This is a genomic window from Pseudomonas capeferrum (assembly GCF_000731675.1).
Lineage (GTDB): Bacteria > Pseudomonadota > Gammaproteobacteria > Pseudomonadales > Pseudomonadaceae > Aquipseudomonas > Aquipseudomonas capeferrum.
Window position 1 is genome coordinate 822630 of sequence record NZ_JMIT01000001.1, and the last position, 26099, is coordinate 848728.

At 60.2% G+C, this 26099-nt stretch carries 22 protein-coding genes; 18 read left to right on the top strand and 4 right to left on the bottom strand.

Features of this window, described 5'->3' with window-relative positions; genetic code table 11:
• Positions 1-276 precede the first annotated feature (276 nt).
• From PC358_RS03805 to PC358_RS03830, 7 genes are all read left to right on the top strand, one after another.
• Positions 277-1431 (top strand): hypothetical protein, encoded by a 1155-nt coding sequence (locus tag PC358_RS03805; RefSeq protein ID WP_033697635.1) that lies wholly within the window; start codon positions 277-279, stop codon positions 1429-1431.
• A gap of 41 nt (positions 1432-1472) precedes the next feature.
• Positions 1473-2591, top strand: coding sequence for a glycosyltransferase 61 family protein (locus PC358_RS03810; RefSeq protein ID WP_033697636.1), 1119 nt, complete (start codon positions 1473-1475; stop codon positions 2589-2591).
• Positions 2592-2991: 400 nt separating this feature from the next.
• Positions 2992-3168 (top strand): EPS-associated small membrane protein EppA, encoded by a 177-nt coding sequence (gene eppA, locus PC358_RS27885; RefSeq protein ID WP_077068395.1) that lies wholly within the window; start codon positions 2992-2994, stop codon positions 3166-3168.
• 347 nt (positions 3169-3515) lie between these two features.
• Complete coding sequence (locus PC358_RS03815; protein WP_033697637.1) at positions 3516-4073, top strand: polysaccharide biosynthesis/export family protein; 558 nt, start codon at positions 3516-3518, stop codon at positions 4071-4073.
• A 23-nt stretch (positions 4074-4096) separates the two neighbouring features.
• Positions 4097-5212: a surface lipoprotein assembly modifier gene (locus PC358_RS03820; protein ID WP_033697639.1), complete on the top strand. Its 1116-nt coding sequence runs from the start codon at positions 4097-4099 to the stop codon at positions 5210-5212.
• Between the two features lie 20 nt (positions 5213-5232).
• Positions 5233-6798: a GumC family protein gene (locus PC358_RS03825; protein WP_033697640.1), complete on the top strand. Its 1566-nt coding sequence runs from the start codon at positions 5233-5235 to the stop codon at positions 6796-6798.
• 11 nt (positions 6799-6809) lie between these two features.
• Positions 6810-7616 (top strand): CpsD/CapB family tyrosine-protein kinase, encoded by an 807-nt coding sequence (locus PC358_RS03830; protein ID WP_033697643.1) that lies wholly within the window; start codon positions 6810-6812, stop codon positions 7614-7616.
• Positions 7617-7693: 77 nt separating this feature from the next.
• Here the strand turns inward: PC358_RS03830 and galE are convergent, their stop codons facing one another.
• From galE to PC358_RS03845, 3 genes are all read right to left on the bottom strand, one after another.
• A complete protein-coding gene (gene galE, locus PC358_RS03835) occupies positions 7694-8656 on the bottom strand; it encodes a UDP-glucose 4-epimerase GalE (protein ID WP_033697644.1) in 963 nt (320 codons plus the stop codon).
• A gap of 108 nt (positions 8657-8764) precedes the next feature.
• On the bottom strand, positions 8765-11365 hold the full coding sequence (locus PC358_RS03840; RefSeq protein WP_033697646.1) for a cellulase family glycosylhydrolase: 2601 nt from the start codon (positions 11363-11365) through the stop codon (positions 8765-8767).
• 5 nt (positions 11366-11370) lie between these two features.
• Positions 11371-12897 (bottom strand): O-antigen ligase family protein, encoded by a 1527-nt coding sequence (locus tag PC358_RS03845; RefSeq protein WP_033697648.1) that lies wholly within the window; start codon positions 12895-12897, stop codon positions 11371-11373.
• Positions 12898-12991: 94 nt separating this feature from the next.
• Between PC358_RS03845 and PC358_RS03850 the strand changes: the two genes are divergently transcribed.
• The 11 genes from PC358_RS03850 to PC358_RS03905 all read left to right on the top strand — a co-directional run bounded on the left by PC358_RS03850 (position 12992) and on the right by PC358_RS03905 (position 25142).
• A complete protein-coding gene (locus tag PC358_RS03850; RefSeq protein WP_033697650.1) occupies positions 12992-14368 on the top strand; it encodes an oligosaccharide flippase family protein in 1377 nt (458 codons plus the stop codon).
• Positions 14369-14643: 275 nt separating this feature from the next.
• Positions 14644-16110: an FAD-dependent oxidoreductase gene (locus PC358_RS03860; protein ID WP_033697655.1), complete on the top strand. Its 1467-nt coding sequence runs from the start codon at positions 14644-14646 to the stop codon at positions 16108-16110.
• A 106-nt stretch (positions 16111-16216) separates the two neighbouring features.
• Positions 16217-16834 (top strand): acyltransferase, encoded by a 618-nt coding sequence (locus PC358_RS03865; protein WP_033697657.1) that lies wholly within the window; start codon positions 16217-16219, stop codon positions 16832-16834.
• The gene (locus tag PC358_RS03870) at positions 16827-17783 is read left to right on the top strand and encodes a glycosyltransferase family 2 protein (RefSeq protein ID WP_033697658.1); all 957 of its coding nucleotides are present in this window, start codon (positions 16827-16829) and stop codon (positions 17781-17783) included. Before PC358_RS03865 ends, PC358_RS03870 begins: the two co-directional genes overlap by 8 nt.
• Before the next feature lie 8 nt (positions 17784-17791).
• A complete protein-coding gene (locus PC358_RS03875) occupies positions 17792-18322 on the top strand; it encodes a serine O-acetyltransferase (RefSeq protein ID WP_033697659.1) in 531 nt (176 codons plus the stop codon).
• Between the two features lie 5 nt (positions 18323-18327).
• On the top strand, positions 18328-19305 hold the full coding sequence (locus PC358_RS03880) for a glycosyltransferase family 2 protein (protein ID WP_033697660.1): 978 nt from the start codon (positions 18328-18330) through the stop codon (positions 19303-19305).
• Positions 19306-19312: 7 nt separating this feature from the next.
• A complete protein-coding gene (locus tag PC358_RS03885; protein WP_033697661.1) occupies positions 19313-20314 on the top strand; it encodes a VirK/YbjX family protein in 1002 nt (333 codons plus the stop codon).
• 49 nt (positions 20315-20363) lie between these two features.
• Entirely contained in the window at positions 20364-21566 is a 1203-nt protein-coding gene (locus PC358_RS03890; RefSeq protein WP_033697662.1) for a glycosyltransferase family 4 protein, read from the top strand.
• On the top strand, positions 21563-22750 hold the full coding sequence (locus PC358_RS03895; RefSeq protein WP_033697663.1) for a glycosyltransferase family 2 protein: 1188 nt from the start codon (positions 21563-21565) through the stop codon (positions 22748-22750). Before PC358_RS03890 ends, PC358_RS03895 begins: the two co-directional genes overlap by 4 nt.
• Positions 22750-23514: a WecB/TagA/CpsF family glycosyltransferase gene (locus tag PC358_RS03900; RefSeq protein ID WP_033697664.1), complete on the top strand. Its 765-nt coding sequence runs from the start codon at positions 22750-22752 to the stop codon at positions 23512-23514. The genes PC358_RS03895 and PC358_RS03900 overlap by 1 nt, the downstream gene beginning before the upstream one ends.
• 212 nt (positions 23515-23726) lie before the next feature.
• Positions 23727-25142 (top strand): undecaprenyl-phosphate glucose phosphotransferase, encoded by a 1416-nt coding sequence (locus PC358_RS03905; RefSeq protein ID WP_033697665.1) that lies wholly within the window; start codon positions 23727-23729, stop codon positions 25140-25142.
• A gap of 17 nt (positions 25143-25159) precedes the next feature.
• Here the strand turns inward: PC358_RS03905 and PC358_RS03910 are convergent, their stop codons facing one another.
• Positions 25160-26095: a LysR substrate-binding domain-containing protein gene (locus PC358_RS03910; protein ID WP_033697667.1), complete on the bottom strand. Its 936-nt coding sequence runs from the start codon at positions 26093-26095 to the stop codon at positions 25160-25162.
• Positions 26096-26099 lie beyond the last annotated feature (4 nt).

Below are 26099 nucleotides of genomic sequence, written 5' to 3' on the forward strand. Positions count from 1 at the left end.
GTAGCCGAGTAGTGCGCTTAACTGAACATACGTCATGGGTTAGCGTCATAAAGTCATCAAATGCAAACAAGAAATTTGACGTCATAAAATAGGTGTTCATGCTGTCAAAGTGCCGCTTGCCAAAGCATGGCCTTGCATCTTAAATTGTTACTGAATGTGAGAGTGATGTTTCGTAAGCAATCTTTTATATATCAGCGCGTTGGGTGTGTTTATTGCAGTCAACTGTGATCTTTTGCTGATCTGCCCTTAGACAACATCAAAGGATGTCGAACCAGCATGAAAGAGAACTTGGCGGCTCTTGCACGAAAACTCATCTCTCCCTCCACGCGCTACGAGATCAGGTTGCTCTCCAGCAAAATACGAGAAGTGCTTGGGCGAGCCTGTTTTTGGCGGTGGGAAGTCGCGAGGTTCCGGCTGCAGCAGGAAAGCCCCTACGAAATCCTCTACATCGGCCGTAAGCATCAGCGCGAGATGGCCAAGTTGCTGATTGGTGGCAAGGTACCGGGCACCGGCGCGGTGGCCGCCGGCAGTGCAGAGCCTGAAGCGTCGACCCATGTGGTGCTGGTGAGTGAATTGCCCACCACCGGGGCCTTGTCGGTGCCGCACTACCTGAGCGCCGTGGTACCGCTGGGGCGCCCGCTGGAGGACATTACCGCACGCTACGACAGCGAATTGCGCCGCAGCATTCGCAAGAACCGACCGCTCTACCAGATGAGGCAGACACTGTCGGATGAAGAAATCGCAATGGCCGACAGCCAGCTACTGCGCCCCTATGCCACCGCAAGGCAAGGTATTCATGCCGCGCAGTTCCCCACAGACGATGTGTTTCGCATCGCCAAGCATGTAGGGCGTCTGGACCTGATCACCTTGGGCGACGACGTCATTGGTTGTCACCTGGGGTGTGAAGTGACGCGCGGCGGCAAACGTTATTGGAGCACGCTGCGTTTTGGTTATAGCGAGGCGGTGTTTTCAGATGCGAAAAAACTGCGGGAAGTGAACTCTATCACCACGTTCATGGCGTTGGAGTGGGCGTTGCAACACGGCTTTGATTATTACGATATCGGCCTGTGCCTGGCGCGGCCGGATGACGGCTTGCTGAAATGGAAGAGAAGGCGCGGCGGCGATATCGATTCGTTGGGCAACCATGCCTACCTGTTCGTCAGGCTACCCAAGACCGGCACGGCGAAGTTTCTTTGGGAAACCCCGATGTTCGCTGTCGAAGGCGACAAACTGACCCTGCACCTGGGCTTGCCAGATGGGCCGAGTGAGGAAGAGGTCGCCAGCCGATACCACGAAATGGTGTTTGGCGGGCTGCACAAGATCTACCTCTATGGCACCGCCGGTTCGGGGGAGTCCTTTATTGAAACCTTGCGCACGCGTTACGCCAACTTACAGTCGCCGCCGACGATGGAAAGGGTCACATCCAACTGATTCAGAGCGCCAGTGGCCACGCCACCCGGGGGAGCAGCTTCATGGGAAGCGATATGTCGAAATTCAGCGCACCGTCCGCCGGCAAACGGCATAAGTGGACCCTCGCTGCCTACAAGTACATGGCACGTAAGCGACTCGCCCGCAATTCGGCGGTCGACCTGAAAAGCATCGCGTCAAAAAGCTGGGAGATTGCGCCGGGTGAAACAACGCTCTCCCCGCCAGCATTCTTTTTGCCCAATCAGCTCGAGCGGGTGACGGGGTGGGAGGCCAAGCGGTTTTACCCCTATGTGCATCCTGCGCGCACCATGGAAGGCGGCCTCAGCGTTGTGCAGGGGCCTACACGCGGCTACTTGATCAAGGACGTCTGGCTCATAGACGGGGCGCTCTACAAGGGCAAGGCCAGCCATTGGTTATCGTTGAAACCCAGTACCTTTCCGCGGGTTGTCGTCGAGAACGAAATCGAACGAGCGGCCATCTATTGCACGCAAAATGGCAATTCGTGGTTTGGCACCTGGTTGATGGAAGACTGTGTCACTTACGCACTGGCCCGTAACGAGGGCGTACCGGTGACCACGGCGCCATCAGCCCGCTACCCGTTGTTTTCCCAGGCGCCTGCCTATGAAGATTGGTTAGACATGAAGCCCCTACGTCTGCGCAGTGCGTTTTTCCGTGAACTGGTGCTGTTTGACGATCAGAGCAATAACCGCAGCCGGCATTTACGCTACCGGGCCATGGGTGAAAAACTGCTTTCGCACGTCAACCATGAGCCGCACCCCGGCGTGTTCATTTTGCGTGGGGGCGACGGCGACTTGCGTTTCCTGCGTAATGAAAAGGCGATTGCAGAGCACCTGCGCCAGACCCGGGGCTTTCGCGTTGTCGATCCACTGAAGACCGACGTGCCGAGCATTATTGCAGCCTGTGCCGGCGCCAGAGTGGTGGTCGGGGTTGAAGGCAGCCAGTTGGTTCACGGCGTCAACGTGCTGCAAACCGGCGGCAGCGTGTTGACGTTGCAGCCTCCGAACCGTTTTGTCAGCTATTACAAGTACCTGACGGATCGCGACCAGCAGCACTTCGGCTTTGTGGTGGGCATGCCGGAGGGCGATGGCTTCAGGATCGACATCGAGGAAGTGGAACGCACCCTCGATCTGATGCCCTTATAGTCCGTGTCAGTGCCTGGTTGAAAAGCGCCAGATTTCGGTTCGCAAGCTCAACGATTGGCATTTGCCTTCTCACCGATGAAACGCACTCGGTTCCACGCTTAACGCCTTCCCTTGCCGATATCGCACACCGCTGGGGTCTTCCGGGCGGCCGAGGTTTTAGAAAATTTAGGCATTTCAGTCTCTTACAGCGAAGTGGAAAGTGTCAGGCAACTGCCTTGGGCGCTTGCATTTTTTGTGTGACGGCATTTTGACGAAGTCACCCCTCGTTCATTGAGATTTATTATGGTGTCGGATCATTGACGTAGTGTCATTGTGCCCATAAGCTCAAATCAACAGCGAGGAAGTCTCCCGCTAAACCCAAATATAAATACTTTTATTATCCTCTATATAGGAGGGGGTTATGCGCTCGACACTGTTCATAAAATCAATATTCTTGTTGGTGCTTTTAAGTGGCGCAGCACGCGCTGCTGATTCTTATGTCAATCAAAACAGTGTCATTCCTGTCGCAACAGCAGGTTGGTTCTTCGCCTTCGCGGTGATTGGTTTTGTGGCGGTTGCCAATAGAAGAAAGATTTAAACACGCCACGCGTCGGCAGGGTAAAGTACGTCTTTAACGGTTGTTCAATAGCACACGCATTCAGTGCCGTCGGTAATTTGACGACTGTGCTTTGATGCACGACTTTTCGCTGCCGCGGGCGGCTTGTCAATTTTCCAACTGTTGCTATATTCCAGTAGCCAGTAATTGCCAATAGCCGTAGGGTAGCGCAGCGTGCTGGTGGGTCAGGGCTTCGCAGCGTCAGTTACAGGGCCTCCAGGATGGTTGAGGCCGTCGCAGCAGGTGGTACGGTTGCGAAGTGGAGCGAGAGTTTGTGTGCCGTTCTCATTCAGTGCTCTTTGTCGGGCCAATAGGCCGGAGGGACCCTCATGGTACGTTCATTGTGTTCCGCTTTTTGCGTGCTGATGCTGTGGTCCGGTACCGGCAACGCCCTCGAAAATAACGCAAGTTACCTGCTCAGCCCTGGCGACGTGGTCATGGTGTCTGTCTGGCAAGAGGAGAGCCTGCGTCAGGAGGCCACCGTACTTCCCGATGGCAGTATCACCTTCCCCTTGGCCGGGCGAATCGATGTCGCCGGCCTCGATGTCACGGCAGTCGAAAAACAGGTCGCTGCCAAACTCGAAAAATTCCTCCCCGACCCGAACGTCAGCGTTGTCGTCAAGAGCATCGCCGGCAACCTGGTCTATGTGCAGGGCAAGGTGATCAAGCCCGGGCCCGTGCAGATGGCGGGCCCCACGGCCGTATTGCAGGCCTTGAGCATGTCGGGTGGTTTGGACAAATTCGCTGACGAAAGCGCCATCAAGGTGGTCCGTGTCGACAAGGGCAGACAACAGATTCTGCCCGTGCGATATAAGGACCTGGTTTCCGGGCGTGACATGTCCACCAACATCCAACTTCAGGCTGGCGATACGCTGGTCGTTCCTTGATCTTGCCTTAATAAGAACACTTAATGCCTCTTCTAAGAACAACTAGCATTGCAACGGCAATCTTGGTCTTGCCGTTTACGGACGCGGTCCAGGCAGCAAATTGGCAGTCCTCGGTGGTGGTGCCGTCCTCGGTCGAATACGACAGCAACCCCTTGTTGCTGTCGTCTGAAGAAAAGGGTGTGACGCGCACGATCATCGCGCCCGACTACACCCTGGTCGGTACCTTCGACCGCGACGAGTTGCGCTTGGGTCTTGGCATGCAGGTGTTGCGCTCGTCCGACACCGACATCGTCGACGACCGCGAAGACCCGAACGTGAGCCTTGGCTGGCAGCGAGACACCGAGAAAGGGCGTTTTGGCCTGGTAGCCCTCTACAACGAAAGCTCCACGTTATCCGGCACCGTCCAGGACACCGGTGTGGTGACGACCGATGGCACGCAAAAGCTGTATTCGCTGGCAGGCAACTGGAGCAGCGCCATCACCGAGCGCAGCACGTTGTCCAACGAAACCAAGTACACCCGTGCCCGTTATGACATCGACACCCTGACCGGCTACAACGAACTGGGCAACGTATTCACTTGGACCTACGCCTGGAGTGAGCGGGCCGACCTCTATACGCGCTTTGGCGCAAGGCGTTATGAGCCCGAGGAAGACCTTACTGCCACGGCCTCCAACAGTTACACGCCTGCGGTCGGGGTCAAGTATCAGTTTTCCGAACGCCTGAGTGCGGATGCGCACCTGGGGGTCAACAAGGTGTCCGGGTCCGAGGGCGGCCGGCGCGGTGAGGGCGGTGCTTCGCTGCTGTATACCGGGGTGCGCTCCGATGCCAGTTTCAGCGCCGAACGCAGCACGGTCGCCAGTGCCGAGGGTGGTTTTGCCCAGCTCGACATGGTGCGCGGTATCTACAGTTATGCGGTCAACGAACTGACCCGTGTCGGGGCCGATGCGTCATGGCAAGACAGCAAGGGGCAAACGCCCAATACCCTGCAAACCTACAGCATTTGGGCCAGCCGGGAATTTTCGCCTTTTTGGGATCTGCGCCTATCGTTGATGTACAAGGAACGGCGCCAGGATGATGCACCCGATGCGACCGCTACGATTGTTGGTTTGACGTTGACGTATAGGTACCCCGACCTCTGAACTTCAGCCTGGTGGCCTTTATGAAGTCTGACTACGAGCTCTCCCTCAAAGATTACATCGCCATAATCAAGGATCGGGCCCTGTTATTGGGGATCAGTATCGTAGTCATTCTTGCCGCCACCGTGGTGGTGGCGCTGAGTGTGCCGCCTATCTATCAGTCCACCGGCACCATTCTGGTGGAGTCGCAGCAGATTTCGCCGGAGCTGGTCTCGGCGAATAACAACAGCTTTGCCGATGAGCGCATCGAGGTCATCCGCCAGCGGGTCATGACCCGCGAGAACCTGCTGCGGATCATCGACAAGTACAACCTGTTCGCCGACAAGGGCAAGCAGCTCAGCGAGAGCGACAAGATCGAGCAGATGCGCAATGCCATCGTGGTCGCCTCGCTCAGTACCTTCGTCAGAGGGCGCGGTGAGGCCACGGTCGCCTTCACCGTGTCGTTCGAACACAAGAAGCCGGAAGTCGCCAAGGAAGTGGCCAGCGAACTGGTCACGCTGTTTCTCAATGAAAACCTGAAGCAGCGCACCGAGCGGGCGAACGAGACCACTGAGTTCCTGACCCAGGAAGCGAACAAACTGGGTGCCGAACTCGCCAGCCTGGAGAACCAGTTGGCAGACTTCAAGCAAGCCCATGCCAATGCCTTGCCCGAGCACCAATCGCTGCGCATGAGCATGTTGTCGCGCTCGGAGCTTGAGTTCAGGGAGGTCGACCGCGACTACAAGACGGCGCAGGAAGAGCTGCGTTACCTCGAGCTTGAGTTGTCCGCAGCCAATGCCGGGCTGACCACCAAGGCCGACGGTACGCGGCCGGCCAGTGCAGACCTGCCGCAGGACCTGCCCAGCCTCAAGGCCGAGTACACCCGGCTGCTGAGCCGGTATAAAGAAGCGCACCCGGATGTGGTGGCGGTAAAACGCAAGATCCAGGCGCTCGAAGCCAGTGGCGGCAACAGCAAGGCTGCGTCTTCGGTGAGCCTTGACGTGGCCCGCGTTCGTGCAAGGATCGGCGCCGCCCAGGAGCGCATCGCTTCGTTGGCCGAGCAAAAGCGAGAGCTGGTGAAGAAGATGGAAGGCTACGAGGCAGAGATTCTCGAAGCCCCGCAAGTCGAGCGTGGCCTGGTCACCTTGATGCGTGACCACGACAACGCCCGCAAGAAGTACGAGGAAATCCGCGCCAAGGAGATGGGCGCGAAAATTACCGAAAGCTTGGAGCAGGAAAACAAGGCAGAGCGCTTCGTGCTGCTCGAACCACCACTGCTGCCCGAGAAGCCAATCAAGCCCAACCGCAAGAAAATCGCTGCCTTGGGCCTGGTGTTGGCACCGGCAGGTGGCGGTGCGCTGGTGATGCTGCTGGAAATCCTCAATCAACGGGTGCGTGGCGTCGGTGCGCTGGAAAGCGTGCTGGGCAAGCGCGTGCTGGTCACGGTGCCGTTCATCACCACCCAGGCGGAACTGGCCAAGCGCCGGCGCTGGCGCAACCTGCTGATCATCGCGGGGCTTGTGCTGATTGCTATGCTGGTAGTGCTGGTGCACGTGTTCTACATGCCGTTGGATGTGTTGCTGTTCAAGGCTATGGCGCGGTTTGAATAGGGAAAGCAGTGATGGACAGGATCAAGCCGGTAGTTGGCAATAATATTCATCAAGTTTCTCCAGGTGCCACTCAGACACCGCAAACCGCCCACGGGGCGGAGCAACCCGAGGTGCCTGGGCAGTTCGATTATGTGCAGACCAAGGTGGTGCCGTTGCGTGCGGAGCACCTTGAGCGTCATCGCATCGTCGCTTACAACAAGAACTCGAACATGAGTGGGCCCATTGACCTGTTGCGCACGCAGGTGTTGAAGGCCATGGAGGAAAACGGCTGGCGTACCTTGGCCATCACCTCGCCAACGCCTGAAGCAGGCAAGACAGTCCTGGCCATCAACCTGGCCATGAGCATTGCCCACCACACGACCAAGACGGCGCTGCTGGTGGACTTCGATTTGCGTCGGCCCAAGGTCGGCAGCAGCCTGGGCTTGCCGATGGACAAGGCGCTCAACGAATTGTTGGCTGACGAAGCCGGGCTGGAAGAAGTGTTGGTCAACCCGACGTTGCCCCGCTTTGTGGTACTGCCGACACGGGTGCCTATTCCGCTGTCTACCGAAGTGCTGTCCTCACCCCGGGTGAGCAACCTGATCGGTGATTTGCGCAACCGCTATGAGTCGCGGATCTGCATCTTCGACCTGCCGCCGCTGTTGAGCTCTGACGATGCGATCACGGTGATGCCCAAGTTCGACTGCGTGCTGCTGGTGGTGGCCAACGGCATGAACAGCAAGCAGGAGATCGAGGAATGTCTGCACCATCTGGCGGGGGTCAATCTGATTGGCACCGTGTTGAACAAGGCGGATGAAAAACCCCGCACGTACTACTGAGACCCTGCGGTCTGTAGGAGCGGCCTTGCGTCGCGAACGGGCCGCGAAGCAGCCCCAGGGAATTGAGCAGGCAGCTCTCAATGCCAGGGGTACTGCAACTCCCACTGCCAGGCATGCGCCACAATCCGTTCAAGCGACGCATACGCAGGCTGCCATCCCAGCACCTGCATTGCCTTGCTGGCATCCGCCACCAACCTGGGCGGGTCGCCGGCGCGGCGTGGCGCATCGAGCGTAGGGATCTGCCGGCCTGTGACTGCACGGGCGGTATCGATCACCTGTTGCACTGAAAAGCCCAACCCATTACCTAGGTTGAATGCCGTGCTGGCGCCGCCTGCCATCAGGTAGTCCACCGCCAGCGCGTGCGCCGATGCCAGGTCGGCGACATGGACATAGTCACGGATGCAGGTGCCATCTGCAGTGTCGTAGTCACGACCAAACACCGTCACCGCATCACGTCGGCCGGAGGCTGCCTGGAGAATCAGCGGTATCAGGTGGGTTTCCGGCTCATGGCGTTCGCCCAACTGGCCGTCAGGGTCAGCCCCCGCAGCGTTGAAGTAACGCAGGCAAACCGACTTCAGCCCGTAGGCGCGGTCGAAATCCTCAAGGATCTGCTCGACCATCCATTTGCTGAGGCCGTAAGGGTTGATCGGTGCCTTGCCATGCGCTTCGTCGATGGGCACGTAGTGGGGGTTGCCGTACACGGCAGCGCTGGAGGAGAACACCAAGCGCTTGATACCCGCATTCACCATGGCCTGCAGCAATGTCAGGGTAGCCGCTACGTTGTTCTGATAGTACTTGCCAGGGGCGCTGACAGACTCACCCACCTGAATGAACGAAGCGAAGTGGAACACCGCATCGAACGGGCACTCGGCGAACAGGGCATCCAGCGCGGGCTCATTGGCAATGTCCAGTTCGGCCCATTGCACCCCAGGGCCAGGCGACACCAGGTCCGCCACCACCACTTCATGGCCTGCGGCCAGCAAGTGCTTGACCATGTGCGAGCCGATATACCCCGCGCCACCGACAACCAGTAACTTCATCCGTGCCTCCTGGACGCTGCTGTTGTACCGACGCAGTGAGTCGTCCCTGAATCGAACCGGCGGGAGTATCAGCTACAGGTCTTCAGAGACTGTAGATGGCCAAATGCCCTATTTCAAGAACAGCCAGTTGGACATGTACTGGCCATCGAAGGTGATGCTGTATCGCCCGTCCTGGTAGGCCGCTGGCAGTTCCTTCAGCTGTGCCTGGGCGTCGCGCGCGAAGAGTTTCAAGCCAGCTGCAGCCTTGATCGACAACGTGCCTTCGAAGGGCTCGACATTGAACGGCGTCTTGTCATCGGCCTTGGGCACGGCCCGGGTGCCCAGAGAGATCAGCAGGCTGCGCGATTGACCGAGCGGTTTCGCATCAAGGCTTTGCACGACGACGCTGGCATACGGTGTTTTTGCCTGTACCGCGATTTGCCCCAGGTTGACCGTTCGCCCGCCAAGCCAGCCCGTCGCGGCCTGGGTGAGGGGCGTGTCGATGGTGTAGAGGCCTTGTTGCCAGTTGCGCTTGAGCTCCCCGGTATCAGTCACCGACTCGCTGGCATCGGCGTCCAGCAGCGACTGCCCAGGGTCGTGTAGCACCTGTGCGTCGGCAGGGATGGCGCTGGGTTTCAGCCACGGCAACTCCGGCGTCTGAGGCATGGCAATCTGCAGCCTGCCTTTTTCCATGGCGGTACGCAGGGCCAGCGCGTTGCGCGGGGTGATGTCCTGGTCGAACAAGGTGGCCGGTGTTGGCGCGAAAACGTAGCGGGTGGTGGCTTGGCGTACATCGGCGCGGCGATAGAGCAGGGCGGCGGCGGGCAGGGTGGCCAGCATCGCTGGGTCGTTGTAGGCGTGCCAATTGTCTGCCGTGCGCCAGCCGCTGTTGAAGGCCTGTTGGCTGTAGGCGTATTGCATCATGGCGTCCCAGCCCTGGTGGCTGGCGGTGCCTGCCACATACAGGGGCAGTGAATGGCGGTCGGGCAGCGGGAAGGGTTCGGCGTTCCACTCGGTGACCGTCAGGGGCAAACCGACCACCTGGGCTGCGGCTATCCAGTTGATCATCCCGTCGCTGGTCAGCGGGTTCTTTTCGAGCTGGCCGATGGCGCCGTAGCTGTGTGCGTCGATCACATCGCCAGCGGTAAGCGCCGGCAGCGCGCTCAGGCCGTTGCCACCCCAGGTGCTGGTGGTGGCAATGGGTACCTTGACCCCCAGGCTGTGCAGGTGCGCGATCATGTCGACATCGAAGCGCCGTTCCAGGTCGTTCAGGAACAGTTTCGACGGGCCATGCTCCCAGGCACGCCAGGTGCGGTCTGCCGACAGGTCATGGCGCTTGGCGAAGGCTTTGGCTTCCTCCATGTAGAGCTGGCTGTGCTTGGGCACGCGCTTGTCCGGCATCAGGGCGTTGCCGTAGTGCTGGGTGATGTCGTTCTCGTTGGTGATCAATACCGCGGCAATTGCCGGGTCGTCCTTGTAGGCAAGCCCGGTGTAAGGGTTCACATGGGTCATGTACTGCTCGGCAAAGCGCTTCATCGCCTGTTGAATGCTTAGGTTCACATAGGCATAGCCCTTGAGGTCGACCCGGCTCTCGCCCTTGGCCAGTTCGTCGAAGGCATAGATATTGTCATTGGCAGTGAGGGCGCGCTGTACGTGCATGTCGAGCCATACGTAGATGCCTTCGTCCTTGAGGCTTTTGACCCACAGGTCAATCTTGCGCAGTGATTCGGCATTGAGTTGCTGGGTATCGCGAATCAGGGTGCCGTCGCCAAACACGTTCGGGCTGACCCACGGCGAGTCATGGTGGTGCAGCCGCACGAGGTTGAAGCCCAGTGCCGACAGGCGCTTGGCCTGTTTGGTGATTTCCTCGTCCGGCGTCTTGAACAGCGAGTATGCGGACAGGTTGGTGCCCCAGAAGCGTACGGGCGTGTTGTCCTCGAACACCAGTTGCTCGCCAGAGGCTTTGACAAAACCGCGCTTGCCTGCCGGTTTCTCTGGCGCATTGAGAAAGGACAGGTCGACCGGCGAGGTTTGCCAGTCGAGCTGGTCGTCGGGCCATTGTGTGGGGTCGGCCAGGCCAAAGCGTTCGGTTGGGGTGGGACCAAGCTCGATATCGCCGGTCACGTTCAATGTGGCCTTGATCTGCTGCTGGCCAGCGCTGATGGGGTCTTTGTAGAAAAACGCGCGAATTTCGGAGGTGTTGCCCTGTTCGAAGTACACCTTCGCCAGCGCAGGCTCGAAGCGCATCTCGATGCGCCTGCCTTGCGCATCCTTGCCCCAGGACCAGCCGCGGTTGCCGGGTAGCAGCACCGGCTCGCCCATTTCCCCGGCGACCACGGCAGGGTCGAACTGGAACACGATGCCGCCGCCCATCACGTCGCTCTGCCTGCTGTGTGCGGTCAGGTCGAACGCCCAGGTCAGGGTTTGCGCCTGCTCCTTGCGGATATCCGCTGCCAGGTCGAAGTCCAGCTCCTTATTCTTGCCTTGCAGGGTGTAGCGGTAGGGCGCATTGACCTTGAAGGCGGTATAAAAGCCGGTCCAACTCCAGTCAGCCGCCCAGAAGTCGAACTTTGCTTTCATCACGGGGCCGCCACCGCGGGTCACGGTGGGCAGGCCGTTCTGTTCTTCGACGCTGACGAGCCAGCCTGATGCCCAGCCAGCCTGCGACACCACGGCCAGGCCAGCGAGCAGCGAAGCCCGCACGAAGCGGTGCATGGAAAAAGCGGTCATTGGCATCACCTGGGTTGAAGTCGTGCATCGGCAAGGGCGCTGGCCTGGCTGGCACGGAGCCTGCGCACCCTTTGTATGTAGGCCACCCCAAGCCCGGCGATCGACCAGTACACCGTGGGGATGATGGTGATGCTGCTGACGGTGAAAATGATCACCAGAATGCCCACCAGGGTCGCCAGCAAGGCCCGGCCCAGTTGCCGTTGCTCGTCATCCTTGTCGGGGAATGCGCGCATGGCCTTGCGGATGCCCAGCAGCACGGTGACGAAGAACGCCACGAACAGCGCGAGCCCGACCAGCCCGACCCGCAGCGCCAGGCTGACGTAGGTGTTGACGATGTCGATGATGCCTTCACCCTGAATCATCGATTGCATTTCCGGGGTGTTACGGAAGTCGAACGAGCCGAACAGCGGGTTGCGCTGGATGACGATCCAGGCGTTGTCGATCAACCGTTCCCGGTAGGTAATGTTCTCTTTCTCGATATTGCCGATGAAGGGCAACAGGTCCAGCACCTTGTCGCCCCCGGGCAGCACCGTCAGCAGCGGCAGCGCCAGCACGCCGGCGAGGGCGAGCACGGTCAGGCGCTTGACCGCGCCTTTGCCCAGGGCAATGAACACCACCACGATGACCACGGCGCCGATCCAGGGGCCGCGGGACAAGGGTGCGAAAAGCCCGGCGGCCAGCAGCAGCGCGCCGAGTACCCGCTGCAGCTGGCTGCGGACGTAACCCTGGACGAACAGGTACAGGCCGATGGCCACGCTCATTACGTAACCCAGCGCAATCGCCTGGCCGGTGGTGGCGCTGGCGCGCAGCGAGCCACCGCGGCTCAGGTAGCCGGACATGCTCCATTGCACGCCCATGGCATCGATCAGGGCGTTGTACAGCAGCCAGTGGCGGACGAACTCGGCGACGCCGATCAATGCCAGGACGAAGGAGGCCAGTACGAACGCCAGCATGGCATCCTTGAAGTCACTGATTTCCTTGAGCCCACGGCTGGCGACGTAGTACGGCAGGAACACATCGATGTACAGGTACAGTGCCTGGCGCAAGGTGTCAGTGAGGGTGGTTTCACGCAGGTACAGCACACTCATCAACACCAGGCTTGCCGCCAGCAGCTTGTCCGGCCAGGTGCGGCCGAAGCGCAGGGTGTCGCTTTGCCTGCTCAAGGCCAGCGCCGCAGGGAGCAACACGCACAGCGTCAGCAGGCGAACATGGTTGAGGTCGACCAGGTAGTTGACCACGCCGAACCCGGGTATCTGCACCGACGCAGGTGGAATCAGGAACAGCAACATGAAAAACAGCGCCATGGCATTGCGTTCGCGCCGCCCTGCGATATACATGATGATCGCGGCCGCAGCCACGTACACCCAGAAACTATGGGAGGCAAAGGCCACCAGCGTCAGGACGAACCATAGGTTGCGTCGGCGCTTGAAGTCGCTGTAGGGGATGAGATCTGTCGCCGGGCGGCGCGCCATGACGAAAACGACGCCTGCCAGAAACAGAATGACGACAAGTGCACGAAAATGTTCAGGCATTGGCTAAGGCACCTATCCCTCGGTAAGCAACGGCTAGCATCATGGCTAATTGAAACTATAGTGACTTTTAGCGAATCAGTCAGAGATTGAAGTCATGCCGTCGATTGATGTGTCAGCCTCAGCGAGCCTGCGCAACCGCGCACTGAAGGCCGGGTCATGGAACCTGGTATCGCTGGTGGCGTCACAGGTCATGCGCTTGGGCGGCAACCTGATCATGGCCCGTTTGCTATTGCCGGAAATGTTCGGTGTGATGGTCATTGCCACCACGGTTTCGGTGCTTTTGCACTTGCTCTCCGATGTCGGCTTGCGCCAGAACATCATCCAGAGCCACCGGGGTGACGACCCAGAATTTCTCAATACCGCCTGGACCGTACAGATCATCCGCGGTTTCGTGCTGTTTGCCCTGACCTTGCTGCTGGCGGCCGCGTCCTGGTTCGCGCAGCTTGCCAACCTGTGGCCGGCGGACTCCACCTATGCGGCGCCGGAGCTGCCGATGGTATTGGCGGTGACTGGCCTTTCGGCAATCATCTGGGGCTTCCAATCCACCAAGATAGATGTCGCTGTACGAACTTTCCAACAAAAGCGCGTGGTGCTGGTAGACCTTGCCTCGCAAGTGGTCGGTTTGATCGCCATGCTGGTGATCGGCTACTTCACGCGGTCGATCTGGTCACTGGTGGTCGCGGGCCTGGTCAGTGCCCTGGCGGGTACTGTACTGGGCCACACGGCCCTGCAAGGGCCGAACAACCACTTGCGCTGGGACCGTAGTGCACTGACCGAGCTGATCGTGTTTGGCCGCTGGATCCTGCTGTCGTCGATGGTGGGGGTGTTGGCCATGTACGGCGACCGCATCTGGTTTGGCGCCAGCATGACGGCGGGGCAACTGGGTGTGTATTCCATTGCCGTGCTGATCCTCGGGTCTGTGCAGACCGGGTTGCTGAAACTGGTGGGTTCGGTGGCGCTGCCGGCCTTCAGCGAAGCCGCCCGGGAAGGTGACAAAGAGCGCCTGAAGGCCTTGTACTACCGTTTCAGGTTGCTGGTCGACCTGGCCATGCTGTTTGCCTGCGGGGTGTTCCTGACCGCCAGCCCGTTGCTGATCGGCTGGATGTATGACGCGCGTTACACCGAGGCAGGTACGATCCTTGCCATTCTGTCGCTGTCCTTCTTCACATTGCGCTATACCTTGGCACACCAGATATGGATTGCCCTGGGCCTGACCAAGTACCAGGCCATGGACAACATCATCCGGCTAGTCTCGTTATGGGCGTTGTTGCCACTGCTGCTGGCCATTGGTGGGGTGAACTATGCAATCTGGGGGGTTGCCCTGCATACCTTCCCGACGCTGCTGCTGATTGTCTACGTCAACTGCAAGCTTGATATCTTCAGCATCAAGCGCGAGCTGGTGGTCTTGCCGATGCTGGCGGTGGGCGCGCTCTGCGGCCTGCTGGCGACCCGTTTGTTCAACTGGCTGTAACGCCGCCGTCTGGCGAGCGATGTTTCAACGTCGGGGCGGTTGAGTGACTGACTTTTGAACACTTCATCGAGATAGGTCGGGATCATGGGGAAGCTTACGTTGTGCACTGCGCTTTTGGGTCGTAGGGGCTTTCTTCAGAGCTGTGTCTTGCTGGGCGTTGGCGGCGCCGTGTTTGGCGGGGGCGCAGACGTTGCACGCAAACCCGTCGAAAAAACCGGCTACGTGGTAATCAATGGCTGGGTGTTGCCCTCGCAGTACTTCCGGAACGAGCAAGCATGATCAAGGACTATCAGCAGCAGAAAACGCTGCGTGACGGCTACGATTTTTGCATCATCGGGGCTGGCCCCGCAGGCATTACCCTGGCGCTGCGGTTGGCGGCTGCCGGGTGGAACGTGATGCTGGCCGAAGGGGGCGGGCACGAGTATTCGCCGCATTCGCAAGGGCTGTACCAGTGCACGTCGACTGGCCTTGAGTTGTACGCCGAGGAAACACGCCTGCGTTATCTGGGCGGCACGTCCAATCACTGGGCGGGGCGCTGCCGGCCTTTTACCCCTTCGGATTTCGCCATTGCACCGCCCGGTGACTTGCCCGGCTGGCCCATCCCGTATTCGGAAATCGAGGGTTATCTGGCGGCGGCCATGGAGATCGTCGACCTGCCGTCAGGCGCGGCATTTCATGCGATGAACACCGGCCTTAGTGGCGGCGAGTTCGAGCCTGACCGCTTCCTGCTCAGCCCGCCGACGCGCTTTGCACAGAAGTACGCAACAGCGCTGAATGAGACTGCGGGGCTGGATGTGTTCATCAATTGCAACTGCGTCGATCTTGAGTTCGACAAAGCCTCAGGCCAGGTGATGGCCGCCGTGGTGTCTGACTACGACCGCCATCGGCAGCGCGTGCAGGCCAGGCACTTCATCCTGGCGACCGGCGCCATCGAAAATGCCCGGCAATTGCTCAACAGTGAAACCCTGCTGGCCGCCGGTATCGTCGACAAGCAAGGGCTGACCGGGTGTTGCTTCATGGAACACCTGAATATCGACATGGGGACCTTCATCCTGAAGTCGGACCAGGACAAGGAGATGCGCCAGTACTACACCACCGATGCCTTTGTCGCGGAGTACCAGGCAGGTAAAGGCAATGTGACTGCCGCATTGCTCTCGGATGTACAGACCTATGGCCGCACGGCCGAGGTCAAACACTTTCTGGAGAACCTCGCCTGTGACATGGGCGTTGCCAGCAAAATCGAATTTTTCGCCAAGTTCAGCTGCCCCGGCGACGGCGTGATCGGCACGATGATCGAGCAGTTCCCCAACCGGCAAAGCCGCATATCGCTGCTGGATGAAAAGGATGAACTGGGGGTGGCCAAGGTCAACGTCAATTGGGCGTTGAGCGACACCGACCGGCACACCATTAAGTGCATTGGTACTGAACTGGCCAAGCAGTTCGCCGACATGGACCTTGGCTACGTCAAGCTCAATGACTTCGTGTATGACACGTCGGTGCCGCTGAAGATGGCGCCGCATGCCCACCATATGGGCACCACGCGCATGGCCGCGTCCCCCGAGTTCGGTGTGGTCGATGCCGACTGCAAAGTCTTCGGCACCCAGAACCTCTACATTGCGGGAAGCAGTATCTTCGCCAAGGGCGGCGCTTCCAACCCGACCATGCCGTTGTTGCAATTTGCCGTGCGGCTGGCGGACCACCTCAATGAAAAATTGAAATCGGCTACGGGTGCCACGGTGTAACGCACGTTGTAAACGGGTTGAGTGCGATGCGGTCAGCACCAAGAAGAACGAGACCGAATTCGCCTCAGGGACAGTCCAGATTCGCTTTGATTGCGAGGCTTGCAGAATGAATGGATGGCTACGGAGTGCACTGACGTATTATGTCAATTCCACAGGGCGTGGAGGCTCGACATACAAAAAGTTCTGTAACCCTACAGGACGGGAGTGGGGCAACTACCTGGCCCGTTGGGGCAAGTTTCATTCGGTAGGCAACAACTTCCACATCAACCCTGGGTGCAACGTCACTGACCCTGCGCTGGTGCGCATTGGCAATAACGTCGGGCTCTCGGATTGCACCCTGATCGGGCACGATGGCGTGGTCGCGCTGATCGAACTCTGCTACGGCAAACACCTCGATTCCGTCGGCTACATCGACATCAAGGACAATTGCTTCATCGGCCATGGCGCAATCGTCATGCCCCGCGTGACCATCGGGCCCGACTCGATCGTGGCTGCCGGTGCGGTGGTCACCAAGGACGTGCTGCCCGGCACCGTGGTCGGCGGCAACCCGGCCAAGTTCATCTGCACCACCGAGGCCCTGATCAAAAGGGTCGAGGATCGCTGCGAAAGCTACCCCTGGATCGAAATGGTCAAACAGCGCAAAGGTGCATTCGACCCGGCGGTCGAGCCAGCCCTTGCTGCGCAACGGCGGCAGTACTTCTTCGGGGACGGTAGCAATGGATAGAAAACCCGTCGATGTCATGGTGGTCAACTTCAATACCGCGTCCTTGCTACAGCCCATGTTCGATGCGCTGCGCCAGGCCGATAGCGAAAAACTCGCCAGTTACCTGGTTGTCGACAATGCCTCGGTCGATGACTCTGTAGAGCGCATGGCCAAGGTGTGCCCCGAGGCGCTGTTGCTGAGCAACAAGAAGAACGTCGGTTTTGGCCGTGCCAACAACCAGTTGCTTGCGCACCTGCAGGGCAAGTACGCGCTGCTGCTCAACACCGATGCCTTCGTGGCGGCCGACTCCCTGGCCAAAACCATCGAGTACATGGACAACCACCCTGAGTGCGGTGTGCTAGGCGTGCGCCTGGAAGGTCGCGAGGGTGACCTGCAACCCAGTTGCCGCTACTTCCCAACCCCCCTGAACGTGTTTGTCGGCCGCACCGGGCTGGGGCGCTTTTTCCCCGGCTTGAAAATGGTCGACGAGATGAGCTGGGACCATGGCTCGGTACGGGAGTGCGACTGGCTGCCCGGTTGCTTCTACCTGGTCCGTCGAGAAGTGCTGGACCAGGTCGGCCTGTTCGACCCGCGCTACTTTCTGTACTACGAGGAAGTTGACCACTGCAAGCGGGTCAAGGAGGCGGGCTGGAAGGTGGTGTTCTATCCCCATACCACGGTGGTGCACATCGGCGGCGAAAGCTCCAAGTCAGTCAGCGAACTGGAGGCGGCCAGCCGGCAGATCTCCAGTTACCAGATCGAGAGCGAGCTGCTGTACTTTCGCAAACACCACGGTGTTGCCGGGCTGGCACTGCACATGCTGCTGGTGTGCATAGGGGACCTGGTGCTGGCGCTCAAGGCGCTGTTGAAGGGAAGGGGCCGCGCTGCGATACGGGCCTGCTGGCGGCATTGCCAGACCACCTGGTCGCTGTTGTTCAAGACCCGGTTCGCAACCCAACCCACACGGTAGGTGAAGCCATGTTCGAGAATATCCGCGCGGACTTGCGTGCACACGGTGGTGATTGGGGCGCCCAGGGGTTCTGGGTGCTGCTGGTGTATCGCTTTGGGCGCTGGCGCTATGGTGTGCGCCCGGCCCTGCTGCGCAAACTGTTCTCCATCCTCTACAAGATCTTGTTCAAGTTCGTGCAGATCATCACCGGGGTGGAATTGCCCTGCGAGGTGGTGATCGGCCGCAACTTCGTCATCGACCATTTTGGCGGCATCGTCATCAGTGGCTACGCCCGGTTCGGCGATGACTGCCGTATTCGCAACGGTGTGGTGGTGGGCCTGAAGAACGTCAACGAGCCGATTGCGCCGGTGTTTGGCAACAACGTCGATATCGGCGCAGGGGCCAAGGTGCTGGGCAATATCCGCATCGGCAACAACGTGACCATTGGCTCCAATGCCGTGGTGCTGATCGATGTGCCCGACGACTCACTGGCGGTCGGTGTACCCGCGACCGTCAAGCGTCGAAAACCAACTGAAGCTGTGGCGTGCCCGGTCGAGTGAGGCCCATGGAGACAGGTATCGGCGTGGTGGTGATCGGCCGCAATGAGGGGCTGCGCCTGGAGCGCTGCCTGCGCTCGTTGGCGCACGGTGCGGACCAGGTGGTGTACGTCGACTCAGGTTCTAGCGACGGCTCCGTGGCCATGGCGCAGGCTTTGGGCGTGCACGTGCTGGCGCTCGACATGGCCCGCCCGTTCACCGCAGCCCGGGCGCGTAACGAGGGCTTCGCTTGCCTGCAACGGCTGTTGCCATCGATGCGCTACGTGCAGTTTGTCGACGGTGATTGCGAGGTGGATCCAGGCTGGTTGGCCAGCGCCCAGGCATTTCTGCAGGCGCACCCTGAGGTGGCGGTGGTGTGCGGGCGTCGGCGCGAACGGTTCCCCCAGCGCTCGATTTACAACTGGCTGTGCGACCTGGAATGGGACACGCCCATCGGTGAAGCCAAGGCCTGTGGTGGCGATGCATTGATGCGTGTCGACGCGTTCACCCAAGTGGGCGGGTTCCGCCCGGACCTGATTGCCGGCGAAGAGCCAGAGTTGTGCGTGCGCTTGCGCGCCAAGGGTTGGAAGATCTGGCGGCTGGCCGCTGAAATGACCTTGCACGATGCGGCCATGACCCATTTCAGGCAGTGGTGGCGACGCAGTTTGCGGGCCGGCCATGCCTATGCCGAAGGTGCTTTCTTGCATGGGGGCGCGCCAGAGCATCATTGGTTGCGCGAGTCTCGCCGCGCCTGGCTGTGGGGCTTGGGTATCCCGCTGGCGACAGTGCTTGCCAGTGGCCTGCTGGGTGGCTGGGCGCTGCTGCTGTTGCTGATCTACCCGCTGCAGGCCGCGCGCCTGGCGCGTCGCGGTGGCAAGTCGAGGCGCGAGAACTGGTTGCAGGCGGTGTTCCTGGTGCTTGGCAAATTCCCTGAAATGCTTGGGCAGGTAAAGTTCCTGTTGAACCGGTTCGCTGCCGGCAAGGCCGCGTTGATCGAGTACAAATGAGAGCCCTATGATTGCCAGATCGATAGTGAAAAGTGTGCTCACCCTGCAACCCGGCTACTCGCTGCGGGCCTTGAACAACAAAGCCAAGCTGACGGTAGAGATCGCCAGGCAGTGGCCCGCACTGAAGGCGTTCATGCAGCGCATGTCGGCTGCGCTGGGTGATGACCGCTTTGCAAGGCTTGGGGTGGATTGCATCGGCGTCGTGCAGTGGCCCTACATCAGCAAGAATTGGCAGGCGCAGGAGCGCCTGGGGGTGGTGGCGTCGCACTTCGAAGAGGTGGCCAGGCAGTTTCCGAAATTGTTGCTGCTGGGCCGGGACGACAGCCTGACCTTGTGTGACCTGTCAGCCTATTCGAAGGGGTGCGCGCTGCTGCTGGACCGGCCCATCTGGTTCAAGCGTGAAGGTGAACTGGTGCTCAACCTGTTCCAGGGCGATCTGCGCGTGGCGTCACTGGCGTTCACCCTGTGCCGTCAGCACGGTGAGTTGTGCCTGTTCATTGGCGCCGTCCAGGGCATTCACAAAGGCATCGACAGCGAAACGTCGTTGAACATCTACAGGGACCTGACCAAGGACTTCGAAGGCCTGCGCCCCAGAAGTTTTCTGCTGGAAGCCTTCAAGTGCATGGCCAGGGCGCTGGGGGTAGTGCGCATCTACGCCGTCGGCGATGCGTACCGCCACCATCGTCATCCCTATTTTGGCGCCGACAAGACGCAAGACCTGGCCGCCCATTACGACGTCATCTGGCAGGAAAACGGCGCCACAGCGTCGGAGCGCGAGGACTTTTTCAGTCTGCCTTTGGCCGCGGCCAAGCGGGCTGCAGACGACATCGCGCCCAAGAAGCGGGCGATGTACCGCCGGCGTCATGCCTTGCTGGATGACGTTTTCGCCCGCGTTGAAGCTGCATTGTCAGGCAGCGAGCGCAACCATGGGCTACAAGGGATGAAGGGGGATGTGCTTGAACGTGCATCGGCAGGGGGGCCGCCGCCGGCGATCGACAGCCTGAAGTAACGGGTTGCCGTTGGCAGGGTTCATTACGCAGGCATTGAATTGGATTCCTATGCGCATTGCTTACTTCATCAACCAGTACCCGAAGGTCAGCCATAGCTTCATTCGACGCGAAATGCTGGCGCTGGAGCGCCAGGGCATGGAGATCCAGCGCATTGCCCTGCGGGGCTGGGACGCCGAACTGCAGGACGCCGAGGACATTGCCGAGCGGGACAAGACCCGCTACGTGCTGCAGGACGGCGTCAAGGGGTTGTTGGCACCGACGCTGCAGGTACTGCGCGCCGAGCCCCGGCGCTTCTTCGCCACCCTGTGGCTGGCCTTGCGCATGGGCCAGCGCGCAGACCGGGCCTGGCCTTATCACCTGGTGTACCTGGCAGAGGCGTGCAAGGTCTTGCTCTGGTTGCAGGCCTTTGGCGCCAAGCACGTGCACGCGCACTTTGGCACCAACTCCACCGAGGTGGTGATGCTGGCCCATGCACTCGGCGGGCCTGGCTACAGCTTTACCGTGCACGGCCCGGAAGAATTCGATAAACCGCAATTTCTGCACGTGGGCGAAAAGGTGCGCCGCGCAGCGTTTGTCGCGGCGGTCAGTTCTTACGGGCGCAGCCAGTTGTTCCGCTGGGTGGCCCATGAGCACTGGGGGAAAGTGAAGGTGGTGCATTGTGGCCTGGAGCGCGAGTTTCATGCCGTCGCCGCTGTTGCAGCACCTTCGGCGCCACGCCTGGTGTGCGTGGGGCGCCTGTGCGAACAGAAGGGCCAGCTGTTGCTGATCGAGGCGGCCCGCCTGTTGGCCGCCCAAGGCGTTGCATTCGAGCTGGTATTGGCAGGGGATGGTGAGATGCGCGGGCAGATCGAAGCCCTGGTCGCCCGCCATGGCTTGCAGGCACAGGTGCGGATAACCGGCTGGATCAGCGGCGCCCAGGTGCGGGACGAAATTCTGGCGGCCCGTGCCTTGGTGTTGCCCAGCTTCGCCGAGGGCTTGCCGGTGGTCATCATGGAGGCCATGGCGTTGCGCCGGCCGGTGTTGACGACTTATGTGGCGGGCATCCCCGAGCTGGTTCGCCAGGGCGAGAATGGCTGGTTGTTCCCAGCGGGCACGGTGGAGGAGCTGGCTGCGGCAATGGCCGATTGCCTGGCGCAACCCGCCGATGTGTTGCAGCGCATGGGCGAGGCGGCGTATGAGCGGGTGCTGCAACGCCACGATATCGATACCGAGGCGGCCAAGTTGGCCAGCTACTTCAAGGCCTGCGCATGATCAGCCTATTGGCGTGGCTAATAGGCCTGGTGGCGGTTGCCATCCTGCTGCCATCGATGGTGTTGTTCGCGCAGGTGCTGCTGGCTTGCCTGCCTGCACGATCACCGCCCGCGGCCGGTGCCAGGCGCCCGCGCGTGGCGGTGCTGGTGCCTGCGCACAACGAGGCGTCGATCATCGCGTCGACGCTGGCAAGCGTCGGCCCGCAAATGCTGGCGCATGACCGTTTGCTGGTGGTGGCGGACAATTGCAGTGACGACACCGCGCAATTGGCGCGCAGGGCGGGCGCTGAAGTGATGGAGCGGCACAACGATCAACTGCGTGGCAAGGGCTATGCACTGGACTTCGGTGTGCGGCATCTGGCGCAGGACCCGCCAGAGGTGGTGATCATCGTCGACGCCGACTGCCAGGTGGGTGAGGGCGCCATTGACCTGCTGGCACGCCGCTGCCTTGAAGCTGCGCGGCCTGTGCAGGCGCTCTACCTGATGCATGCGCCCGCCGGCGCGGGCCTGAAAGTGCAGATTGCCGAATTTGCCTGGCGGGTGAAGAACCTGGTGCGCCCGCGAGGGTGGGCACGCCTGGGCTGGCCTTGTCAGCTGATGGGGGCGGGCATGGCATTCTCCTGGCAGGACCTGGCAGCGGTCGATTTGGCCAATGGGCACCTCGTCGAAGACTTGAAGCTGGGCCTGGATTTGTGCCGGGGCGGCAAGCCACCGCTGTTTTGCCCTCTCGCGCAGGTCACCAGCCAGTTCCCGCTCAGCCAGGAAGGCTTGAGCAGCCAGCGCACCCGCTGGGAGCATGGCCACCTGGGGGTGATCGTGGCCGAAGTGCCTAGCTTGCTGGTGGGCGCGCTCGCGCGGCGCAATTGGCCGCTGCTGGCCATGGCCCTGGACCTGATGGTCCCGCCGTTGGCGTTGCTGGTACTGGCCTTGATAGTGGTGGTAGGCGTGTGCTGGCTGGCCGCGCTGCTGTTCGGTATCACCGCACCGGCGTGGATCGCCACGGCGGCCTTGGCAATGCTGGGTGTGGCGGTGCTGCTGGCGTGGTGGCGTTTCTCTCGGGAACTGATCCCGTTTTCGGTGTTGCTTTACGCCCCTTTCTACGCCGCGAGAAAGATCCCTTTGTATCTGGGTTTCTTGATCAAACGCCAGGTTGAATGGGTGCGCTCGAAACGGGATGACAGCTGATGAGCGAATGGCAAAGCCGCTGGAAAACGATTATCGGCAAACTGCAGGTAGTCAGTGACCCTGCGCAAGCGCAACACCTGCTTGAGGCACTGTGCCGGCCCGAGGCGCCGACGGTACTGGGTTTCGTCAATGCCCATGGCATGAACCTGGTGGCGGGTAATGCGGATTACTGCAAGGCGCTGTGTTCTGCCGATGTGCTGCTGCGTGATGGGGCCGGCATGGCCATCCTGTATCGCCGCCTGGGGCTGGACCCTGGGCTGAACATGAATGGTACAGACCTCATTCCCAAGCTGATGGCGGCGTTCAAGGGGCGCCGAGTTGCGTTCTGGGGTACCCGAGAGCCGTTTCTGGGCCAAGCGGTGCAGTGCTGCGAGGCCCGCTTCGGTCTGGTGCCGGTGTCGGTCCACGATGGTTTTGCCGATGTGGCCACTTACCTTGAACTTGCCCGGGCAACGCAGCCGGAACTGATCGTGCTGGGCATGGGGATGCCCAAGCAGGAAGCGCTTGCCCAATGGCTGGTTGCCAGTGGCGGGCCGTGCCTGATCGTCTGCGGTGGGGCGATTCTGGACTTTCTTGGCGGCAAGGTCAGCCGGGCCCCGGCCTGGCTTCGCCGGTTGGGCGGGGAGTGGATCTTCCGTTTGGTGAAGGAGCCTAAACGCCTGTTCATGCGTTACGTGGTGGGTAACCCGGCGTTCCTTATCCGAACCCTGTTCTGCACCAAGGCGAAGACGCTCGATGCCCGTAACACGCCCAGGCGTATCTGACGATTCGGCCAGGCGAGCCGTCTGAAATGGCCAAAATCCATGGCAGGGCGGATTCCGCCCGCCGGGTGGGCGAGCGACTGCTACAGTGATAACAAGCGGCCTTGGGGGGCGGCGAAGACTATTCAGAATACAGGATTCTACTTCAAAGGCTGTTATGGATTGATTGAGTAAGCTGCCAGGCACTTGCTACGCTCAAATTAATGAGGTCTGAAATGGTTCTCGAACCCAGAAGCAGTCGTTCCTTACTTCAGCGAAGAAGCAGCGTAAGTAACGCCATTCAGGCAGGTCTAGATGGAATTGCAGTAACCGGTGTTGCCTGGTACTTGATCTATGATCAGTTCGGTCACATTACCTCTGATTATGTGATCATGCTGCTGTTGTTAATTGGTGCGCTGGCTGTTATTTACGACCATTATGCAATTTATCGAACCAACGTCGGCTTGTCGATCAAGGCGTTCAGGTTGTTCAAGGCGTGGTCGGCAACCTTTTGTTTTCTGGTGGTCATGGCATTTCTTACCAAACAAAGCGAGACGTACTCGCGGTTGTTGGTGGTGCAGTTGTTTGTCTTTGGTTATTTTGCCCAGCTGTTTTTACATGTGGTGGTGCGTGAATTGCAAAAACGCTTTACCGCCCACGCCCGCCTGGACAACGCGCTTATTATCGGAGCGGGTGACCTTGCCAACTTCCTGCACCAGAAGATCAGCAACAACCCCTGGTTCGGTGAACGGGTGCTGGGTTGCGTGCTGATCAATGATTCGGCTGAGCAGGGCAGTGCCGACGCAAAGCAGCGCCTGCCGGTACTCGGGCATGTCACCGACCTTGACGAGATTGTCGCCAAGCACGCCATTCGCACGGTGTACCTGGTCACCCCGCTGGGTGGCTCCGAAGTGATTAACGATGTCTATTTGAAGTTGCTCGACAAGTGCATTGCGGTCAACTGGGTGCCGGATATCTTCTCGTTGCGCTTGATTAACCACAGTGTGCGGGAAATTGCCGGTATTCCGGTATTGACCTTGTCGGAAACACCCTTGACCGGCATGAGTTTGTTTCTGAAGAACCTCGAAGACCGGGTGCTGGCCGCATTGATTTTACTGTGTGCCTCACCGGTGCTGCTGGCGGTGGCTATCGCGATCAAGATCGACAGTCGCGGCCCGGTCTTCTTCAGGCAAGAACGGATGGGCTGGACGGGGGAATCCTTTCGCATCTGGAAGTTCCGTAGCATGCATGTTCATCAACCGGAAAATGGCGTTGTCAAACAGGCTCAGAAGAATGACCCAAGGCTCACCCGGGTGGGCGCCTTTATTCGCAAGACCAGCCTGGACGAGTTGCCGCAGTTGTTCAATGTATTGACCGGCGAAATGTCGTTGGTGGGGCCGCGCCCCCATGCACTTCAGCACGATACGCTGTATTCGCAAGACATTGTCGACTACTTTGCGCGGCACAATATCAAACCCGGCATGACCGGCCTGGCGCAGGTCAGGGGCTTCCGGGGTGAAACCAAAGACATTGAGCAGATGATCCAGCGGGTCGACTCGGACATCGAGTACATCAACAATTGGTCGTTGTGGCTCGACTTTGTCATTTTGGTCCGCACGCTCAATGCCTTTACCGGCAAGCAGGCGTACTAGCCCGACGCTGTCGACCCTCACGCCAGCGGGTGCAGTTCCCTGAACCCGCGAGCCTCTTCCACCAGCCAATCATGCACCGCGCGGGCGCCGGGCTGGGTCAGCCCGCCGGGCGGGTAATGCACCACATAGCGTTTGTGGTTGGCGATCGCTACCCCGAACGGCACGATCAGCGCCCCCCGTTCCAGTTCATCGTTGAGCAGGGTGCGCCGGGCGATTGCCACGCCAACCCCGGCAATCGCCGCCTCGATGGTCAGGTGGTTGCGGTTGAAGGTATGCCCCCGCCGTACATCGAGGCCGCCCGCGCCGATACCTTCCAGGTAGAACTCCCATTCAGCGTACTCCGAGGCCCCTCGCCAGGCGGTGATGTCATGCAGCAAGGGGTAATGCGCAAGGTCAGCCGGCCCGTGCAGCGGTGGTCGGCCACGCAGCAGCGTGGGCGAGCAGACCGGGAAGATCTGCTCGTCCAGCAGCGGCGTCGACAGCATGCCCGGGTAACTGCCATCGTTCAGGTCGATGGCCAGGTCGAAGTCCCCCGGGTGCAGTGCCTGTGCGCTGTCTTCGGCCACCAGCCGCAACTCGATGTCCGGGTAGCGCTGCTGAAAGCGCGGCAAACGCGGCGTCAGCCATTTGGCCAGAAATGACGGAATAGAACGCAGGCGCAAGGTGCCGCGGATCTCACCGGCGTCCAGGCGCAGCAGCTCGGCCTCGATGCTGCCATAGGCCTCGGCCACTGTCTGGGCCAGGCGTTGCCCTTCGGCGCTCAGCTCGACCCCGCGGGCGCGCCGCAGGAACAGGCGATAGCCCAGCCGTTCCTCCAGCTGGCGCATCTGCTGGCTGACTGCGCCCGGTGTGATGTGCAGTTCTTCGGCGCAGCGGGTAAATGACAAATGCCGGGCCGCACAGGAGAACACATACAGCCAGACGAACATCTGGCCATTGAGTTGTCGTCTCATCGTT

Coding starts and splice junctions, on each gene's coding strand:
- PC358_RS03885 (WP_033697661.1), top strand. CDS start 19,313: ATGATTGCCAGATCGATAGTGAAAAGTGTGCTCACCCTGCAACCCGGC.
- PC358_RS03825 (WP_033697640.1), top strand. CDS start 5,233: ATGAAGTCTGACTACGAGCTCTCCCTCAAAGATTACATCGCCATAATC.
- PC358_RS03905 (WP_033697665.1), top strand. CDS start 23,727: ATGGTTCTCGAACCCAGAAGCAGTCGTTCCTTACTTCAGCGAAGAAGC.
- PC358_RS03895 (WP_033697663.1), top strand. CDS start 21,563: ATGATCAGCCTATTGGCGTGGCTAATAGGCCTGGTGGCGGTTGCCATC.
- PC358_RS03840 (WP_033697646.1), bottom strand. CDS start 11,365: ATGACCGCTTTTTCCATGCACCGCTTCGTGCGGGCTTCGCTGCTCGCT.
- PC358_RS03815 (WP_033697637.1), top strand. CDS start 3,516: ATGGTACGTTCATTGTGTTCCGCTTTTTGCGTGCTGATGCTGTGGTCC.
- PC358_RS03860 (WP_033697655.1), top strand. CDS start 14,644: ATGATCAAGGACTATCAGCAGCAGAAAACGCTGCGTGACGGCTACGAT.
- PC358_RS03875 (WP_033697659.1), top strand. CDS start 17,792: ATGTTCGAGAATATCCGCGCGGACTTGCGTGCACACGGTGGTGATTGG.
- PC358_RS03900 (WP_033697664.1), top strand. CDS start 22,750: ATGAGCGAATGGCAAAGCCGCTGGAAAACGATTATCGGCAAACTGCAG.
- PC358_RS03890 (WP_033697662.1), top strand. CDS start 20,364: ATGCGCATTGCTTACTTCATCAACCAGTACCCGAAGGTCAGCCATAGC.
- PC358_RS03865 (WP_033697657.1), top strand. CDS start 16,217: ATGAATGGATGGCTACGGAGTGCACTGACGTATTATGTCAATTCCACA.
- PC358_RS03810 (WP_033697636.1), top strand. CDS start 1,473: ATGGGAAGCGATATGTCGAAATTCAGCGCACCGTCCGCCGGCAAACGG.
- PC358_RS03830 (WP_033697643.1), top strand. CDS start 6,810: ATGGACAGGATCAAGCCGGTAGTTGGCAATAATATTCATCAAGTTTCT.
- PC358_RS03910 (WP_033697667.1), bottom strand. CDS start 26,095: ATGAGACGACAACTCAATGGCCAGATGTTCGTCTGGCTGTATGTGTTC.
- PC358_RS03820 (WP_033697639.1), top strand. CDS start 4,097: ATGCCTCTTCTAAGAACAACTAGCATTGCAACGGCAATCTTGGTCTTG.
- PC358_RS03850 (WP_033697650.1), top strand. CDS start 12,992: ATGCCGTCGATTGATGTGTCAGCCTCAGCGAGCCTGCGCAACCGCGCA.
- PC358_RS03870 (WP_033697658.1), top strand. CDS start 16,827: ATGGATAGAAAACCCGTCGATGTCATGGTGGTCAACTTCAATACCGCG.
- eppA (WP_077068395.1), top strand. CDS start 2,992: ATGCGCTCGACACTGTTCATAAAATCAATATTCTTGTTGGTGCTTTTA.
- PC358_RS03845 (WP_033697648.1), bottom strand. CDS start 12,897: ATGCCTGAACATTTTCGTGCACTTGTCGTCATTCTGTTTCTGGCAGGC.
- galE (WP_033697644.1), bottom strand. CDS start 8,656: ATGAAGTTACTGGTTGTCGGTGGCGCGGGGTATATCGGCTCGCACATG.
- PC358_RS03880 (WP_033697660.1), top strand. CDS start 18,328: ATGGAGACAGGTATCGGCGTGGTGGTGATCGGCCGCAATGAGGGGCTG.
- PC358_RS03805 (WP_033697635.1), top strand. CDS start 277: ATGAAAGAGAACTTGGCGGCTCTTGCACGAAAACTCATCTCTCCCTCC.